Annotated in this window: 16 protein-coding genes and 2 pseudogenes; 8 read left to right on the top strand and 10 right to left on the bottom strand. The window is 41.8% G+C overall.

Going from position 1 to position 15631, the window contains the following annotated elements; genetic code table 11:
* Nucleotides 1-13 precede the first annotated feature (13 nt).
* From torD to NYR89_RS08200, 3 genes and pseudogenes are all read right to left on the bottom strand, one after another.
* Nucleotides 14-610: a molecular chaperone TorD gene (gene torD, locus NYR89_RS08210; protein ID WP_279445438.1), complete on the bottom strand. Its 597-nt coding sequence runs from the start codon at nucleotides 608-610 to the stop codon at nucleotides 14-16.
* Nucleotides 610-3090, bottom strand: a pseudogene (gene torA / locus NYR89_RS08205) (trimethylamine-N-oxide reductase TorA). The gene torD and the pseudogene torA overlap by 1 nt, the downstream one beginning before the upstream one ends.
* Before the next feature lie 9 nt (nucleotides 3091-3099).
* Complete coding sequence (locus NYR89_RS08200) at nucleotides 3100-3720, bottom strand: pentahemic C cytochrome (RefSeq protein ID WP_279445437.1); 621 nt, start codon at nucleotides 3718-3720, stop codon at nucleotides 3100-3102.
* Nucleotides 3721-3911: 191 nt separating this feature from the next.
* Between NYR89_RS08200 and glyQ the strand changes: the two genes are divergently transcribed.
* From glyQ to xerC, 8 genes and pseudogenes are all read left to right on the top strand, one after another.
* The gene (glyQ, locus tag NYR89_RS08195) at nucleotides 3912-4820 is read left to right on the top strand and encodes a glycine--tRNA ligase subunit alpha (RefSeq protein WP_279445436.1); all 909 of its coding nucleotides are present in this window, start codon (nucleotides 3912-3914) and stop codon (nucleotides 4818-4820) included.
* Nucleotides 4821-4869: 49 nt separating this feature from the next.
* Entirely contained in the window at nucleotides 4870-5493 is a 624-nt protein-coding gene (locus tag NYR89_RS08190) for a DUF1349 domain-containing protein (protein WP_279445435.1), read from the top strand.
* Between the two features lie 23 nt (nucleotides 5494-5516).
* Complete coding sequence (locus NYR89_RS08185; RefSeq protein ID WP_279445434.1) at nucleotides 5517-6542, top strand: PDDEXK nuclease domain-containing protein; 1026 nt, start codon at nucleotides 5517-5519, stop codon at nucleotides 6540-6542.
* Nucleotides 6518-6889: an endonuclease domain-containing protein gene (locus tag NYR89_RS08180; protein WP_279445433.1), complete on the top strand. Its 372-nt coding sequence runs from the start codon at nucleotides 6518-6520 to the stop codon at nucleotides 6887-6889. Before NYR89_RS08185 ends, NYR89_RS08180 begins: the two co-directional genes overlap by 25 nt.
* A gap of 332 nt (nucleotides 6890-7221) precedes the next feature.
* Nucleotides 7222-7626, top strand: a complete 405-nt coding sequence (locus NYR89_RS08175) for a hypothetical protein (RefSeq protein WP_005599368.1) — start codon at nucleotides 7222-7224, stop codon at nucleotides 7624-7626.
* 37 nt (nucleotides 7627-7663) lie between these two features.
* Nucleotides 7664-9731, top strand: a pseudogene (glyS, locus tag NYR89_RS08170) (glycine--tRNA ligase subunit beta).
* Between the two features lie 63 nt (nucleotides 9732-9794).
* Nucleotides 9795-10082: a DUF5377 family protein gene (locus NYR89_RS08165; RefSeq protein ID WP_279445432.1), complete on the top strand. Its 288-nt coding sequence runs from the start codon at nucleotides 9795-9797 to the stop codon at nucleotides 10080-10082.
* 90 nt (nucleotides 10083-10172) lie between these two features.
* Nucleotides 10173-11090 carry a tyrosine recombinase XerC gene (gene xerC, locus NYR89_RS08160; RefSeq protein WP_279446668.1) on the top strand — a complete coding sequence of 306 codons (918 nt, stop codon included), beginning with the start codon at nucleotides 10173-10175 and terminating at the stop codon, nucleotides 11088-11090.
* 3 nt (nucleotides 11091-11093) lie between these two features.
* Here xerC and NYR89_RS08155 read toward each other — a convergent pair whose 3' ends face one another.
* The 7 genes from NYR89_RS08155 to NYR89_RS08125 all read right to left on the bottom strand — a co-directional run bounded on the left by NYR89_RS08155 (nucleotide 11094) and on the right by NYR89_RS08125 (nucleotide 15631).
* A complete protein-coding gene (locus NYR89_RS08155) occupies nucleotides 11094-11483 on the bottom strand; it encodes a YbaN family protein (protein WP_279445431.1) in 390 nt (129 codons plus the stop codon).
* Between the two features lie 63 nt (nucleotides 11484-11546).
* The gene (locus tag NYR89_RS08150; RefSeq protein WP_279445430.1) at nucleotides 11547-12338 is read right to left on the bottom strand and encodes a glycosyltransferase family A protein; all 792 of its coding nucleotides are present in this window, start codon (nucleotides 12336-12338) and stop codon (nucleotides 11547-11549) included.
* Nucleotides 12335-13033: a UDP-2,3-diacylglucosamine diphosphatase gene (lpxH, locus tag NYR89_RS08145; RefSeq protein ID WP_423848003.1), complete on the bottom strand. Its 699-nt coding sequence runs from the start codon at nucleotides 13031-13033 to the stop codon at nucleotides 12335-12337. The genes NYR89_RS08150 and lpxH overlap by 4 nt, the downstream gene beginning before the upstream one ends.
* Before the next feature lie 65 nt (nucleotides 13034-13098).
* Nucleotides 13099-13623 carry a DUF1523 family protein gene (locus NYR89_RS08140; RefSeq protein ID WP_279445428.1) on the bottom strand — a complete coding sequence of 175 codons (525 nt, stop codon included), beginning with the start codon at nucleotides 13621-13623 and terminating at the stop codon, nucleotides 13099-13101.
* A 29-nt stretch (nucleotides 13624-13652) separates the two neighbouring features.
* Nucleotides 13653-14441, bottom strand: a complete 789-nt coding sequence (locus NYR89_RS08135) for a TatD family hydrolase (RefSeq protein ID WP_279445427.1) — start codon at nucleotides 14439-14441, stop codon at nucleotides 13653-13655.
* A 13-nt stretch (nucleotides 14442-14454) separates the two neighbouring features.
* Nucleotides 14455-14622 (bottom strand): ribbon-helix-helix domain-containing protein, encoded by a 168-nt coding sequence (locus tag NYR89_RS08130; RefSeq protein WP_279445426.1) that lies wholly within the window; start codon nucleotides 14620-14622, stop codon nucleotides 14455-14457.
* A gap of 25 nt (nucleotides 14623-14647) precedes the next feature.
* Complete coding sequence (locus NYR89_RS08125; RefSeq protein ID WP_279445425.1) at nucleotides 14648-15631, bottom strand: DNA polymerase III subunit delta'; 984 nt, start codon at nucleotides 15629-15631, stop codon at nucleotides 14648-14650.

The raw sequence follows: 15631 nt of genomic DNA, 5'->3' as shown, positions 1-15631 counted from the left end.
TTAAGCTTTATGGTTAAGCAATATCTTGTTGTAGAAAACCAAGCAACAAATTGCTAATGATTTGATAAAACGCGGTACTACTGTGAATTTGGGCGGTTTTCTCCGCCCATTGCGGTAGCCAGCCGAGTAATTGCTGTCGGATAAATTGTTGCTGAACCTGAACCGGCTGTTCCGTTTCAATCAGTTTGATCAATACTTCTAAATAAATACAGAGGTGATCACTCGGTTCATTATGTAACCGATTGATTTTAAGCTGAAATTTCGTTAGCCATTGATCCATTACCGTAAGATTTTCACTAAGATCTCGTTCATCCAAATAGTAAGAGGCGTACGGCGCCGCACTTAATTTGCCCTCCAATAAAAAGCATTGTGCAAAATCTGCCGCCAGTTCTAAGCGAGGTGAATCGTAAGCGGTCAATTTTGCCAATTCATTTTGCAAGTCGGCAACCTGTGGCTGAAAACCAAGCTCGGTAAGAAATGCAAAAAATGAGGCAAATTGACCCGCTTGTAATGCCTGTAGTCGCGGTTCCGATAGCTCTTTGGCGAGTAACGAATGGAACCAGCGATAACAAAATAGTCGTTCTTCCGAACTGAGTAATTGCGTTGCCATTAACGAGTTACCTCTGTCGGACCGCTGAAACCGTTCGCCGCCGGTGCATCGCCTTGCCATTTTTCTACATTCACTAAACAGGTGCTGACGCAAGTCGCTTGTGATAAACTTGAAGCACCGATATCCAGTGTTAGCGTATTCGGGCGACCGTAAGTATCAATCGCTCCCACGCTTTCATCAAGCGGTGAGAACCACGCTCCTTCTTGTAAACGCACGACACCGCTTGGGAAGTTATCGGATAACACCGCACCTACTAATACTTGCCCGCGTTCGTTATAGACACGTACTAAATCGCCGTCTTTAATGCCTAATTTTGCGCATCTTGCGGATTCATATAAAACGGTTCTCGTCCTTGCACGCTGTAGGTTTCACGTAACGATTTGGCTTCACACAATTGTGAATGTAAGCGTTTATCCGGATGCACGGATTGTAGCCAGAACGGATATTTATCCGATTTCGGCCCACCGTGCGAACGTTCCGCTTTTTCAAACCACATCGGGTGACCTTTACAGTCGGCATAACCGAAACTCGCTATTTTACGGCTAAAGATTTCGATAAAGCCGGAAGGTGTACCGAGTGCGTGTAATTCCGGATCTTCACGGAAATCAGCGTGACGAACCCAAGGTTTGCCTTCTGGGAACAGCACATAACCTTTTTGCCAAAATTCAGCGAAAGGTGGCATCTCAAACTTACCACGGTTTTCATTGCGACAATCTTTGTATAAACGTTCTAACCACGCCATTTCGTCCATGCCTCGGCAATATTCTTTTTCTTTGCCGAATCGGCGACATAAGTCTTTGAAAATTTCAAAATCAGGGCGGGATTCATATAACGGCTCAACCAATTTTTGCATCGCTAAAACGCCTCGATTGCTGTAAGAACCGTAGGCATCAATATCGTTACGTTCAAACGGCGTACAAGCCGGTAAAACAATATCGGAGAAACGACAGGTTGCGGTCCAGCTATAGTTAATCGACACCACAGTTTCCAATTTTTGGAAGGCACGTTTCATCTTATTCAAATCGGATTTGGCTCCATTGGTTACAACCGGAGAAAATTGCCATTTTATACGGTGCATAGGTAATTTTTCTGCCGTTGTAATCAATGGTTTCGCCGGAGTGAAGTAAAGAATCGGTAGTACGAGCGACCGGAATCACCTCACTATAACCTTGGTAATCTTTATTAGTATATTTAGCGGTTTGTCCTTCGTCCAAATTAGACGGGAAGGAGCCTGGCATTGCCGCACCAGAACTAGACACGCCGATAGAGCTGTAATGGTGTGCATAACTGATACCACCGCCGGCAAGCCCGATTTGTCCGAGCATAGCGGCTAAAACCGCACCCATCCAGTAAGGCTGTTCGCCGTGCTGTTGGCGTTGAATCGCCCAACCGAAAATCAGTTGGGTACGTTTACCGGCTAACATACGGGCAAATTTACGGATTTCTTCCGCTTCAATACCGCAAATCGGAGTCGCCCATTCGGCAGTTTTCTCAATTTTGTCTTCGGTTTCGCCGAGTAAGTAAGGCACAAATTGTTCAAAGCCGAGCGTGTACATATCAATAAACGCTTTGTCGTATAAATTCTCACGATATAAGGTGTGAGCAATCGCCAACATAAACGGCACATCCGCTTGCGGATTGATGTAAAGCTGTTTACAACCAAGGAAGTTTTGCGTTTTGCTTTTCACCGGATCAATGCTAATCACATTGATTTTTTGCTCCGCTACTTTTTGTTTGAGCTGTTCCAAATAGCCGTAAGATTCGTGTGTTTCGCAATTCCAGCCGACTTGCAAGTTTTTGACAGGATCGCTTGCCCAGAAAATTAAATTCTCGGTTTCTTTAAGAATAACTTCCCATGATGTTCCTTGTGAATACACTTCGGTTGAACCTAACACATAAGGCAAAATGGTTTGTCCCGCACCGGTCGAGTAATCGCCGACAGTGCCAACGCTCGAGCCGTGCATCGCAATTGCGCGGATCATATGGTTACCGCGACTATGGAATTGACCGGAAGAACGCCAACCGACGTTGGCGGTATGTAATGCCCAAGGGCCGTAATTTTGCTGAATACGCTCAAGTTCTTCATAGAAAAGGTCAAGCGCTTCGTCCCAACTGACACGCACAAAACGGTTATCGCCACGTTGTGTTCTGTTGCTGTTGTGACGGTTTTTGAGCCAATCCAAGCGCACCATTGGATAACGAATACGTGCTTCACCGTACACCAAGTCTTTGATGCCGTTGATCATTTCGGTCGGGTGTTTGTCTAACTCAAATGGCTTAATTTCGGCAATGCGACCGTTTTCAATTTTTGCTCGTACCGCTCCCCATTGTGCACCGGTAATTTTCCAACCGTTTTCGACCGCTTGTGAAGCCTCAGCATTTGCTCTTGGCACAAGAAAATTCGGCATTACCATAGAAGCCGCCATCAGCGACATATTTTTTAAGAATTGACGGCGTGAAGTTGAAAGTGATGATGACATACAAACTCCTTATTTAGCGGCTTTCGGTTGGCTGTCTGAAGCGTGCATTTGTAAATAACGTAGCACCTGTTTACGGGTCGGTTCGTCCATATCGGTAAAGCCGACCATACCGTTAAATACGGCAACCCATTCATTCGCATCGTGCATTTTGGTATCACGTTGTTTGTGACAAACGCTACATTCGGTCTTAAAGGTTTGTTCCGCATTCGCCCAAAAATCGGTCAGGCTATCAATGAATTTAGAATTTTTTACCCACGCTTGTAGTTTGACTTTCTGCCACACTAAACCGGTAAGCGGATCTTCTTTCTTCTCAAGCACTTCAAACGTAGGGTTATTTTGCATAAAGTCTTTATCCATTACCGCATCGGTAATTTGTTTAGAAAATTGGTTATACCAAATGCGGCCGAAACCTTTGGTTTTACGCCACATTTCCAACTCAATTTGTGAGGCGTCTTGTTTGGATTGCAATAGTTTAATCGGCACACCGGCTTCAAGTCGCCCAATGGATTGCTTGAGTGATTCGTCAGCGAAAAGGGCTAATTCGGAGGGAGTGTAAGCGGTTGAATTTTTGGCGAAACTTGCAGAACAGAATGTCAGCAAACTTACGCCAAGCGACCAAACAGATTTCATAGAAAACCTCGGAGGATAATGTTTAATTATTCAGCTATTTTAACAAAAAGAGGCTTAAAACTATGTTGATATAAGTCATAAAATAATAACTATTATTATTCGGAAAGAAATTTGCAAAAAATTTCCAAAATTCGACCGCTTACAGGCTATAATAACCAGTATTTTTGAACGAATTTTTTAGGAATAGCAAAATGACAACAAAATTTAATGTAAAAACATTCCAAGGTATGATTTTAGCCCTACAAGATTACTGGGCAAACGTAGGTTGCACTATTGTTCAGCCGTTTGATATGGAAGTGGGCGCAGGTACTTCTCGCCCGATGACCGCACTTCGTGCTTTAGGCCCTGAGCCAATGGCGTTCGCTTACGTTCAACCTTCACGCCGCCCGACTGACGGTCGCTATGGCGAAAACCCAAACCGTTTACAACATTACTACCAATTCCAAGTGGTCATCAAACCGTCTCCGGATAACATTCAAGAACTCTATTTAGGCTCACTTAAAATGTTAGGTTTCGACCCGACTCAACACGATATTCGTTTCGTGGAAGACAACTGGGAAAACCCAACGTTAGGTGCGTGGGGCTTAGGCTGGGAAGTGTGGCTAAACGGTATGGAAGTGACCCAATTCACTTACTTCCAACAAGTGGGTGGTTTAGAGTGTAAACCAGTCACTGGCGAAGTGACCTACGGTTTAGAACGTTTAGCAATGTATATTCAAGGCGTGGACAGCGTGTACGACTTAGTATGGTCCGACGGTCCACTTGGAAAAACTACTTACGGCGACGTATTCCACCAAAACGAAGTAGAGCAATCAACTTACAACTTTGAATACGCAGATGTGGATTTCTTATTCAAAGCGTTCGAACAATACGAAAAAGAAGCGACTGAATTATTAGCATTAGAAAAACCGTTACCATTACCGGCTTACGAACGCATTTTAAAAGCAAGACACAGCTTCAATATGTTAGACGCTCGCAAAGCGATTTCGGTAACCGAACGCCAACGTTATATCTTACGCATTCGCACCTTAACCAAAGGTGTGGCAGAGGCGTATTACGCAAGCCGTGAGGCTCTTGGTTTCCCAGGCTGTAAAAAATAATGTAGGGTGTGTTTGCGACAAGCGGTGAAATGTCTCGGAGATTTTGCAAATGAGCCAGAAAATGCAGTTTGAGAGCAGTAAATTAATGTGGTGGAATGAACCGAAATCTTATTTCATTAGCGAAGGAAAGATCGAAATTACCACCGAACCGCACACCGATTTGTGGCAGAAAACTTACTATCATTTCAAAAATGATAATGCCCCAATGCTACAAATTGACACGGAAGAGCAATACTTTTCCTTTGTGGTAAAAACCGATTTTTCAGGTAGCCAACACCGCTTTGACCAATGTGGTGTGGTAATGTATCTCGACAGCGAAAATTGGCTCAAAGCCTCGGTGGAATATGAAAACGGTGATTTTCAGCATTTAGGTTCGGTGGTAACCAATCAAGGTTATTCCGATTGGGCTACCACAGAAATTCCCGCAAGTGTAAAAGCAATGTGGTATCGTCTTAGCCGTAGGGGACAAGATTTTCGTATTGAATGTTCGCTAGACGGCGTGAATTTCAGCCAAATGCGAATTTGCCATATGGCAAACGCCACAGGGAAAATCCACTTCGGTGTTTATGCCTGTAGTCCTGAAGATTCCTCATTTAAAGCGGTATTTACCGATTTAAAAATAACCTCTTGTGAGTGGCAAGCCCACGTGGGGCAATTGCCTGATGATGATTAAGTGGAAGTGTGTGGAGCAAACGAATGAGTAAGCAAATCACAGCGAATGACAACTTAATTCAAAACATTGCCCAAATTATCGAACAAGCCAAAAGCCAAGTTCGCCAAACAGTTAATACAGCAATGGTTCAGAGTTATTGGGAAATTGGGCGATTATTGGTGGAAGATGAACAGCAAGGCGAAGAGCGTGCGAAGTACGGCAAAGCGGTTTTGCAGAATGTTTCAGAACGTTTAACCGCAATGCATGGCAAGGGATTTGATGTTACTAATTTACGCAAAATGCGTCAGTTTTTCCTTGCTTTCCCAATTCGAGACTCACTGCGTCTCGAATTAAGTTGGACACATTATCGCCGTCTTATTCAAGTAGAAAATTCGCAGGCTCGCGAATGGTATTTGAAAGAAATCATTGAAAATAATTGGTCGGCTCGTGCCTTAGATCGCCAAATTTCTGTGTTGTATTACGAACGCTTATTGACAAGCCAAAACAAAGCTTTAGTTGAGCAAGAAGCAATAGAGAAAACTGAACCGCTAAAGGAAACAATCCAAGATTACTTGCGTGATCCGTATATTTTAGATTTCTTGAATTTACAGGATAAAACCTATCAAGAAACTGATATGGAGCAGGCGATAATCAGCAATCTTCAACAGTTTTTGCTGGAACTTGGTAAAGGGTTTGCCTTTGTTGAACGCCAAAAACGCCTGCGGTTTGATGATGAAGATTTTTATATCGACTTGGTGTTTTACAACTTTAAGCTCAAATGCTTTTTGCTGATTGACCTCAAAATCGGCAAGCTCAAGCACCAAGACATCGGGCAAATGGATACCTATGTGCGGTTGTATGATGAGCAATTTAAAGGTGAAGACGACAATCCAACTATTGGCTTAGTGCTATGTAGCGAACAAAGTGAGGCGGTGGCAAAATACTCGGTATTAGCCGATCGCAAACAAATTTTTAGTGCGAAATATCTGCCTTATTTGCCGACTGAGTTGGAATTGAAAGAACAGGTGGAAAGGGCGAGAGATTTATGCAACCCTACTCAAAATCGCTAAAAACACTTTCACAAAAATTGCGTTCCGATCAAACGGACGCAGAGCGGAAATTGTGGCAACGGATAAATCGAGATCAGCTTTTGGGCTTTCGTTTTAATCGCCAGAAGCCGTTGCTCAATTACATTGTGGATTTTTACTGCCCGAAAGCGAAGTTGATTATTGAGTTAGATGGCAGTCAGCATTATGAGCCTGATTATCAGGAAAAAGACCGCTTGCGTGATGCGGAATTAAATTCTCTTGGTTTTACCGTAATGCGGTTTAGTAATGACGAAGTGTATCTTGAAATTGAATCGGTGGTGGAGCAGATTTATTTGTTTTTGGAGAAAGTTAAGACAAATTTCCCCTAGTCTCTCTTTGCTAAAGAGGAGGGATCGGCTCTCCAAAAATGTTGAGATTTGTGTTCTTAATCAATGACTGGAAATTTGAAATATAAGCGGTGGGGATTTGTAGGTTTTTGCAAATTTGAGATGGCACAAATCTCCCCTAGCCCCTCTTTACTAAAGAGGGGGATCAGATCTACAAAAATGTTGAGATTTGTGTTCTTCATCAACGATAGAAATTTTAGAATGCGGATTAGTCCACAAAACCTAATTTTTGCACAGATCCAGTCCCCCTCTTTAGCAAAGAGGGGCTAGGGGAGATTTGGCAGAAGTGAAAGCGAAGAGGGGCATAAAGAAAAATGCAAATTTCTAAAAATGAAATTAAAGCGACAGGTTTGATTTTAGTGGTTAAAATTAAAAATGCGTTAGCATTATCAAAAAATGATAGTCGCCATTTTAATTTTAATAATATAGATGATAGTAACCTAAAATCTAGAACTCTAGGAAATTGGGTTTTGGCTAAAGAAAAAGCAGATAGAATTAAATATATTATTGGCGTGAATACTGGTGGTGAAAACTTAGTTGTATCGGCTTATGAAGTAACGCAATATGAGCGTAAGAAAACTGAAAATGGTCGTTATCGATATCGTTTTCAATCTTCTTCTAATAGCGAAATTTTATTAAAAGAATTAGGTATTTATCAGAAGAAAATAAGTGATTTAAATTTTGGACACGGCGCAGAAAAAACATATTTTGAAATTTAATGGTGCAATAAATTGCACTCTAGCAGAGAGAAATACAATGACAACACAAAACTTCCTCGCCGAGATCGGCACTGAAGAGCCGCCACCGAAGGCACTCAAAAAATTAGCGACCGCGTTTGCGGAGAATGTAGAAAACGAATTAAACCAAGCGGGTTTATCATTCGAGAAAGTGGAATGGTTTGTCGCACCACGCCGTTTGGCGGTGAAGGTGTTAGGTTTGGCGACTGCTCAACCAAGCAAAGAAATTGAGAAACGTGGGCCTGCGGTATCGGCGCTGTTTGACACAGACGGCAAGCCAACCAAAGCGGCGGAAGGCTGGGCGAGAGGCTGTGGTATTACCGTTGATCAGGCGGATCGTATTGCAACCGATAAAGGTGAATGGTTAGTTCACCGTGCGGTGATTGAAGGTCAGCCGACTAAAAATTTATTGGTGGACATTATTTCTCGTTCTTTAGCGAATTTACCGATTCCAAAAATGATGCGTTGGGGCGATAAAACCGAGCAATTCGTGCGCCCTGTGCATACGGTTACCTTATTCTTTGGTGGTGAGCTAATCGAAGGCGAAATTTTAGGTGTAAAAATCGCTAACGTGGTACGTGGACACCGTTTCTTAGGCGAGCGTGAATTTACTATTTCACACGCAGACGAATACCTTGTCGCATTACGTGAAAAAGGTATGGTAGTTGCCGACTTCAACGAGCGTAAAGCGTTGATTCTTGCAAAATCGCAAGAAAAAGCGACCGCTTTAGGTGGCGTAGCAGACATCGAAGAAGACTTATTAGATGAAGTAACTTCATTGGTTGAGTTTCCGAACGTATTAACCGCAAAATTTGAAGAGCGTTTCCTTGCTGTGCCTGCGGAAGCCTTGGTTTATACAATGAAAGGCGACCAAAAATACTTCCCGATCTATGATAAAGACGGCAAATTATTACCGCACTTTATCTTTGTTTCAAACATCAACCCAGAAGATCCAACTGCGATTATCGAAGGTAATGAAAAAGTGGTTCGTCCACGTTTAACCGATGCGGAATTCTTCTTCAAAACCGACTTAAAACAGCGTTTAGAAGATCGTTTACCACGCCTTGAAACCGTGTTGTTCCAACAACAGTTAGGTACGTTACGTGATAAAACTGCTCGTATCGAAGCATTAGCGGGCGAAATCGCTACACAAATCGGTGCAGATAAAACGAAAGCGGAACGTGCGGGTTTACTTTCTAAATGCGACTTGATGACCAATATGGTGTTTGAGTTTACCGATACGCAAGGCGTAATGGGTATGCACTACGCACGTCACGACGGCGAAGATGAAGAAGTCGCAGTAGCGTTAAACGAGCAATATATGCCACGTTTCGCCGGCGATGAATTACCGAAATCGTTAGTTGCTTGCTCAGTAGCATTAGCGGACAAATTCGACACGCTCACCGGGATTTTCGGTATCGGTCAAGCGCCGAAAGGCAGTGCTGACCCATTCGCACTACGTCGTGCGGCATTAGGCTCGCTCCGTATTATCGTGGAGAAAAATTTACCGCTTGATTTAGAAGATTTAGTGCGTAAATCGGTCGCATTATTCGGTGATAAATTGACCAATGCAAATGTAGTTGAAGATGTAGTGGACTTTATGCTCGGTCGTTTCCGTGCGTGGTATCAAGATGAAGGTATTGCGGTGGACGTTATCCAAGCGGTATTGGCTCGCCGTCCAACTAAGCCGGCTGACTTTGACGTTCGTGTGCGTGCAGTGTCGCATTTCCGTACTTTAGATTCAGCGGAAGTGTTAGCGAGCGAATAAACGTGTAAGCAATATTTTAGCGAAAGTGGAAGGTGAAATTTCAACAGAAATTGATCGTTCATTATTAGTTGAAGCAGAAGAAAAAGCTCTGGCAGAACAAGTACTTGCGTTACAAGCAGAACTTGCACCGAAATTCGAAAATGGCGAATACCAAGTTGCGCTTGATCGTTTAGCGAGCTTACGTGAAACGGTAGATAATTTCTTTGAAAAAGTGATGGTAAACGCAGAAGACTCAAATCTTCGCCGTAACCGTCAGGCAATTCTAAATAATTTACGTAACTTGTTCTTGCAAGTAGCGGATATTTCCGTTTTACAATAATTAAAATCTCCCCCAATCCCCCTCTTTACCAAGAGGGGGTATTTTTATAAGAGGAAAAACACAATGTCAAAAACCGAAGTTTTATTTAGTAATCATTGGAATGTCCGTGTGAGTGATCCGGGCGAAGAGGGTAATGTAAACCATTTCTTTGAAACGGTATTTATTACCTTAGAAGCGAAAATTGGCGATTCACAAGTACAATACGAATTTACTCGTAAAGTGGAAGATGATGTCAAAATTCAACGTAGCTTTACCGATGTAAACGAACTTTTTGAATTTTTAGGCGATTATTTAAGCCCGGTGGCATTAGGCAATGTCGGTGTACGTATCGGTCAACTGAATCTAGCTTAATACACAGAAGCGGTTGTTTTTGCGAAGCATTTTGCAAATTTGACCGCTTGTTTTTCTTGCCCATTAAATGCCTTTCCACATTTTATTATTATGCTCAATTCACAAAATACCCTTTATCTGCAAACTAAACCTTATTGGGATTTTCTTCGTATCGAAAAACAAGCTAGTCAACATACGTTGAGTAATTATCAGCGTCAGTTATTAGCAGTAAGCGAAATGCTTAATCAAGCTGGTATTTTACAATGGCAAGAAGTAAATAGTGCTACGGTACGTTGGATTATCACGCAAAGTAATAAACAAGGCTTGGGGGCAAAAAGTATCGCTTTACGTTTAGTCGCATTACGTCAATGGTTTAATTATTTAATTCGACAAGAGCAGATGTCGGTCAATCCGGCAGTTGGCATTAAAGCACCGAAAGCAAATAAGCGATTACCGAAAAACATTGATGCGGAGCAGGTAGGGCGACTTTTAACGAGTGATAGCAATGACCCGAGTGATTTGCGTGATTTAGCCATGATGGAACTTATGTATAGTTCCGGCTTACGTTTATCGGAATTACAAGGGCTTGATTTAGGCGATATGGATTTAGCCGGACGAGAAGTGCGATTATTGGGTAAAGGGAATAAAGAACGTATTGTACCGATTGGATCGAAAGCACTTGAAGCCTTAAATCGTTGGTTAGCGGTAAGAGGGCAATTTAAACCGCAAAATAATGCGGTATTTTTAAATAAACGAGGTGGAAGACTTTCACATCGTTCGATCCAACTTGTGATGCAAAAATGGGGCGAGAAACAGGGATTGGAAAGTCATTTACACCCACATAAATTACGCCATTCATTTGCGACACATATGCTGGAAGCGAGCGGAGATTTACGTGCAGTTCAAGAATTACTTGGGCATAGTAATCTTTCCACCACTCAAATTTATACGCATTTGGATTTCCAACATCTTGCTAAGATTTATGATGCGGCTCATCCGAGAGCAAGACGTAAAAAACAAGATGATTAAAGTCTAGGCATTGGAACGGCTACTCTTTTCAGCCGTAGGAATTGTGGCGATTTTGCAGAAGAAATACCAATATTGGCAAATAACTACGGCGATTAAAGCCAATTTTCCCCAAATATTAGGCAAAGCGAAAAATGAAATAATGCAAAAAGGAGCTGAAATTACCAAAATCGTAATTTTTTGCTTCATAGTCATAGCACGTTTTTCATCATATTCTTTTAAATATTTTTGATAGAGCTTGGTTCGCATAAACCACATTTGTAAGCGAGGCGAGCTTTTGCCAAAACAGAAAAGTGCCAGTAATAAAAACGGTGTGGTCGGTAAACCGGGTAAAATCGCACCTAAAATGCCAAGTCCAATACATAAAAATCCGGTGATGATATAAAAGAGTTTCATAGTAATTAAAGTTGATAATTAATCTCAATTAGAGATGTTAGATGGATTTTGTCTCTTTTTCAACTAATTCCACTGAATATTGAGTGGTTTTATTCCGATTTTTTTCGTTGTTATACATTCTTTTAGTTGCTGAACTTGTTGGCAGATTTTATCTGTGACGGCTTGTGCTTCTGTTATTTTCTCCGCGGTGATACCCTTTGGCGTTTTATTGAATAAGATAGCGTCCAATAGGCGTTCCGCATACATACCTTCATGGCAATAATGTAACACGCCGGCATCATTAAATGCGGTAGCAACCGCACTAATTTGCGTAGTAGCAATACCTAAAGCACCGTCTTCACCGCCTAACTCTCGGAAAATTTGGTGTTGCGGAAAACCGCCGCAAGCGAGAAAAAATGAGCGACGGAATACGGTATTTCCTGCTCCGGTCATTCGCATATATTGCCAAGCGTATTCAAAGTTAGCGTGAGTGGTATAACGTTCAGCTAATCCAACCGGTTTAAGAGCCAAACGAACAACGGCAGTTTCCGGCCTAAAAGTGAAAATCCCTTCTGCAATTTGTAACGCATAATCTTCATAAGCATCGTCCGCATCTAAAAAAGCGATAAAGTCGGCTTCACTTTGTAAGGCACCCCAATTTCGAGCCTTAGCCGCACCGCTATTCTTCGGCATACGTTCTACTTGGATTTTGTGTGGTAATTGTGCTTGTAAATATTCGGCTAGAGCAAAAGTACCGTCGGTAGAACAATCATCAATTAACCATAATTTGCCTAATTGCGGTTGGTTTAACACGCTTTGTACCGCACGCACTAATGTGTGTTCAGCGTTATAGCAAGGAATGATCACATCTATCATACAAACTCAAATCCCTGTTCATCAAATTTTAAAATGGAAGCGTAATCCGCTTTCCAATCGCCGAGGACAATACGAGTAAATTCCGCCTCAGAATGTACCGCTTGGCGGTGGGTGTGACCATGAATCAGATAAGTCGCACCGAAGTGTTTGACCGTTTCAGCGGTAAATGCCGGATTTACGTCCATAATGTCGGCTGATTTAGCTTGTTTATCCTGTTTACTTTTGGCTCGAATTTTTTGAGCGATACGAATACGTAAAGAGAGCGGTAAACGTAAAAAGAGCCACTGCGACCATTTCTGATGTACTTTACGGCGAAATTGTTGATATTTTACATCGTCAATGCAAAGTGTATCACCGTGGCAAATCAGCATTTTGTGACCGTATAAATCAAGCAGATGATAATCAGGCAAAATTTCCATACCGGTTTCTTGCGCGAAGCGTTTGCCTAATAAGAAATCACGGTTTCCGCAAATAAAATAGCATTTTACACCGCTTGTAGTAAGGGTTTTTAGGGCATCTTTCACTTGGTTGATAAGCTCGGATTGCTCGTCATCACCAATCCAGAAATCAAAGAAATCACCTAGGATATACACACGTTCTGCAAGCGGTGCTTTTTGTTGCATAAATTGCAAAAAGTGTTCAGTGATCTGAGGCTGTGCCTCATTGAGGTGTAGGTCTGCAATAAAATAAATCATTTCGCTCGCAATAAAAAACGGTTCAATTTGCAAAATTCTAGCAAAATTGAACCGCTTGGAATAGGTTATTCGCTACGGAAGATGCCACGAATAAATTGAATGGAGAGGAAGAATAGCAACGCTAATACGCCGTAGAGAATATAACTGAAAATCGGCATTGAGTCGCTTTCGCCTTCGGCTAACGGTTTGATTGACACAATATTTCTAAATTCATTTAAGAAGTTAATACGCCAGCCGTAATATTTAATTTGCACCAGTTGTTTGTCGTTTGCATACGCTTGGGCTTTGGCTTGAATATCCGCAGAGCCGAATTTGAAATAAGGCGGTAAGCCCCAACCGGTATCTTCGTTACGATATACCATCACTTTTTTCGTTTCCGGATTCTCGGTAAACAAGAAATAGACATCACGCACTTCGCCGTCTGCTGGGTTAGCTTTACTGATGATACCGTCTTTATCCATACGACGTACTTCCATACCAGTTACCGTGGTAGTTTCATAGCTTGGCATCGCATAATTGACTGCACCACCTAACACAATAAAAAATGAGAGTGAGACGAGGATGAGAAAATATTTTAAAATCGCTTTCATTAGGATTCCTTTATTTAACTTTTATAGATTTAGAGTGTAATTTTGAATAAGTTTTGCACATTTTTAGTGGTAATGCGAGCTAATTCTTCCGTTGAAACGCCTTTTAGGGCGGCAATATACTCACAAGTTTCACGCACGTAAGCCGGCTGATTTGGTTTACCACGATACGGGATCGGTGCAAGGTAAGGCGAATCGGTTTCAACCAATAAACGATCAAGTGGTACTTTACGTACTACATCACGTAATTCTTCCGCATTACGGAAGGTGATAATACCTGAAATCGAGATATAGAAACCAATATCTAATGCACGTTTTGCCATATCCCAATCTTCGGTAAAGCAATGTAATACACCGCCACATTTTTCAGCATTGCCAGCAATCAGCATATCCATTGTATCTTGACGAGCGGAACGAGTGTGAATAATCAGCGGTTTATTCACTTTATTGGCAATTTCAATTTGTTGTGAAAACAGCGATTGTTGTAACGCTTTCGTTTCCGGCGTGTAATGGTAATCTAAGCCGGTTTCACCAATCGCAACCACTTTTTCATCCTGTGCGAAGGCAAGTAGTTTGTCGTAATCAAACGGTTCATCTTCGACATTTAACGGATGCACGCCACAAGATAGTGAAACATCATTACGATGTGCCGTTAAGGCTTTCATCGCCTCAAAACGCCCGACAGTAGTACAAATTGAGATAAAATGATGAACGCCACGTGCTTTAGCATTTTCGATCACCTCGTCCACGTTTTTATGACGAGTTTCATAATCTAAAGCATCTAAATGACAATGTGAGTCGATAATAAATAAGTCTTTCAATGTTTTTTCCTTTCTATGAATTTTTGTTTTCTGAAAGCTGTAAAAGGGTATTTTCTTTTTCCTGTAGCATTTTTAAGGCAACAATAATAATGTCATTTTCTGATGGATAACGACCGGTTTTCAATAATTTATCTATAAAATTATCAAAATATTCTCCCAAAGTAATATTTATTGTATTCATATATTTCTCTCCTTTTATCAGACGACTATTCAAAAACCTCTAACACCAGTCGTGTCAGGCAATTAAGTAACATCAATTCCAAATTAACCGCATTGACTTGCTGTAAGTCTTGGCGGGTTTGTTGCAGAATTTGGTGACCTTTTAGCAATACTTGAGCGGAGAGTTGTTGGCTAAATGGCAGAATACCGGCTTGTAAATCCGGATTTGTCCAACCGATTGCGATATCCATTTTGGCTTTTAACGCATCGGCAAAAAAACTATCCAACCATTCTAATTGTTGTAATACCAATTCTTTTTCTTCATCGAATGCGGTAAAGAGGAGTAACACATCTCGGTTTTTAAAGAAACGCCAAAAGGTTTGCAAAAAGGTTTTACGAGCTTGCAAGCGGTCATTTTCTAAGAAATTTTTGCAAATCAGCGGGCGTTGATGACATAAACGCATCGCAATTTCACAAGAAGCAAAATCGACACCACTACAGTTTGCTTGCAACCAATCTAACGCAATATCCGTTTCCGGTGGATGAATTAACCAGGTTTGGCAACGACTTTGAATGGTCGGTAACATTGCACCTTGTAATGGTGCTTCTAGCAGAAAATAAACGCTGTTATGCGGTTCTTCAAGCGTTTTTAAGAGAGCATTGCTACTTGCTTCGGTTAAGCGTTCCGCACCTCGGATATATACCACCGCATTGCCACCTTGTTGCGAGAAGTTTTGCAATTTGGCATTGGTTTCACGTACTTGATCAATCCCGATATCTTTACCGTCAATCGGTTCTAAGATATGGAAATCGGGATGGTTTCCGGCAGTAGTCAATAAACAACTTTTACATTGCTGGCAAGCCTGTTCGCCGAGCGGATTTTTGCAGAGTAGCCAATGTGCAAAATGACGAATCAGCGTTTCCGTGCCTAAACCCGAATCGGTTTTAAATAACAGGGCGTGATGACCACGCCCATGTAAAAAGGATTCTGTCAGTTGTTGATAAGTGGATTGAAGCCAAGGATATAGCAT

It is taken from the genome of Actinobacillus arthritidis, assembly GCF_029774155.1.
Lineage (GTDB): Bacteria > Pseudomonadota > Gammaproteobacteria > Enterobacterales > Pasteurellaceae > Actinobacillus > Actinobacillus arthritidis.
This window is presented reverse-complemented; position numbering and strand designations above follow the sequence as displayed.